Annotated in this window: 2 protein-coding genes; both read right to left on the bottom strand. The window is 49.3% G+C overall.

Annotation, left to right across the window (positions count from 1 at the left end):
* Positions 1-212: 212 nt before the first annotated feature.
* Entirely contained in the window at positions 213-503 is a 291-nt protein-coding gene (locus XpruCFBP8353_RS23640) for a hypothetical protein (RefSeq protein ID WP_133125712.1), read from the bottom strand.
* A gap of 26 nt (positions 504-529) precedes the next feature.
* Positions 530-2123: toxin glutamine deamidase domain-containing protein (locus XpruCFBP8353_RS22940; RefSeq protein ID WP_101365251.1), on the bottom strand; the 1594-nt coding region annotated here is incomplete at its 5' end.

Genomic DNA, 2123 nt, shown 5'->3' with positions numbered 1-2123 from the left:
CAGGGTGGTGTCGTTGCCGCTGATGATCGTGGCGGTGTTGCCTGCCGGCAGATGGCTGTTGCGTCACCGGTGGTCGTATCGCGCTGCGATGTTCAACTCGCGTTTCTGACATCGCAGGGCGATACGGTCCGGAACCGCAGGCGGCATAGAAGATAAGCGGACCGGTGCGGGTAAATGCTGTGGAAATACCATATCGCTTGTGGAAATTTATGTTATTCGTTTCTTTTCTTAAAGTAATCCGACATTTTTACCAAATAGTCTTTAAGGCTGTTCTCATCGCCAGATAAGTCTTGCACCATTGCGAAGGCCCCTTTTTTGCTTACAACGTAAGCCCATTTTAGGCCGATCGTAATTTCAGAAGATAATTTTATATCTTCGTTTACGAAAAACATCCAGCAAGACTCAGCCTCCAAGTATCTATCACTCAGTAATGATATCTCACTTTCATTTTCTATATTTAGAGTCAATCTAGCTTCATTTTCAGCAATTTTCATTGCTTCCATGATAGATATATTTTCTATGTCATATCTCATAATGGAGGTCTTCCAAGACGAACGGCCACATCAGGGTTTAATTTAACTATTTTTCCCAATTGGGTGTCTATAAAAAAAATTGTTCCATTTTTATTCACAACATTAATGACATGCATAACTTTTCCAGGTTGCTCAATAATGAGGGGTCGTGCAGCTCCGTTGCCTTCCTTAAGCATCTGATCTACAACTGCTGCAGGGGTACTCCGAGCCTCAAATCCAAAGGGAGCTGAAGGAAGTAATCCATTCATGTCAGAGTATTTGGTAGCATCAGAAACTGCATTAATGTTCTTGCCCGAAAGCCGGTCCTGAGCTGCATTGACGCAGGATACACAATTAGTATTAACGCCAGGTCCGGCTCCCTCAACGTAATGAGGATTTACTCCTGCCAAATTAGGGAATTCTTCTCCAATGGCTTTGGTCTCAGTATAAATATTTTCAGCAGCACTTCCTAGGTTGTTCAACCTTGGATTCTTCATTGAGTTACGAATGATACCTGTAAGTTGGCCTCCAACTAACCCTCCGGCTTCTCCAACAGCAATGCCTGCCCACATCAGACGTTGAGTCGTCGCCCAATCAAGGCCTTCGACATAGCCGGCTTCCGCCCAGCGGCCTTGATCTTTCAACAGAAGTTGATAGTTGTTCTTAAGCGCGAGCTCATCGAGGGGGCCTATCTGATCGCTATATCCACTAAAGGCAATAGAGCCTATTCCCAGTAGCATCCCTTTTCCAATGGAAGTAAGGTCACCCCCGAAGCTGGCTTGCTTATCAGCAGCGTCATACCCAAGAGTCGTCCCTAAATATTGCAGCTCCTTATTTTTCTGGGTTGGGCCATGATCAGGGCTACGAATATCTTCGATATAGTTTTTTATCGACGGATCGAATCGGGAGCCATAAAGCGCATTCAGATTGACCGTGGGATCCTTCCACTCTTTGTCGGTACTTTGGAAGAATGCATGACGATCACCCATCGAATCCGTGTAGTAGCGGCCTTCCGACCCCTTGACGAGGAAACTTTCAGTAAGTACGTCTGTACCGTTTAGCGCAGCCCAGTTCTCGTCTTCTTTCGATGCAGCAAATCGATTCAGTCTGACGCGCGCTTCTTCTTCGGTGAGAACGAGACCGTTCTTCGCCATGTAGTCGATATATTTTTCGACGACCTCATCGCTCTTTAAGAACTTTACCTCGGACGGGTGCAATTGCCGATTATTGGTATCGGCATTAAACGCAGTGGCTGCACCAGCAGAGCCACCCGCTGCCGCGCCCAACCCAGCCGCGACACCTGCTCCCACCGCTTCTCGTACGCCATCGGGCAGGTTCTTGGTTAGCTCGTTAAGCAGCGGTGCAGCCGTGGCGGCCGTGGCTGATCCAAGCGCGCCTTGCACGCCTCCACCCAGCAGGCCGATTGTGGCGTGAGCGGCCACGCGATACTCGCCGCCTTCATCCCACTTTGCTGCCTCGTCCTCCTTGCCTTGCAAGCGCAACTGGGTGGCTTTCGTTGAGGCGTAATCTCCCACCGCCTTACTCGCCTGCTGCCCAAACGTCGCCGTGATCTCGGCCCCGGCACTGACCTGCTGCTGCAACTTCTGCCCG

It is taken from the genome of Xanthomonas prunicola (genome assembly GCF_002846205.1).
GTDB classification, from domain to species: domain Bacteria; phylum Pseudomonadota; class Gammaproteobacteria; order Xanthomonadales; family Xanthomonadaceae; genus Xanthomonas; species Xanthomonas prunicola.
Note: the sequence above shows the minus strand (reverse complement) of the source record. Positions and strands in the feature narration are given on the sequence as shown.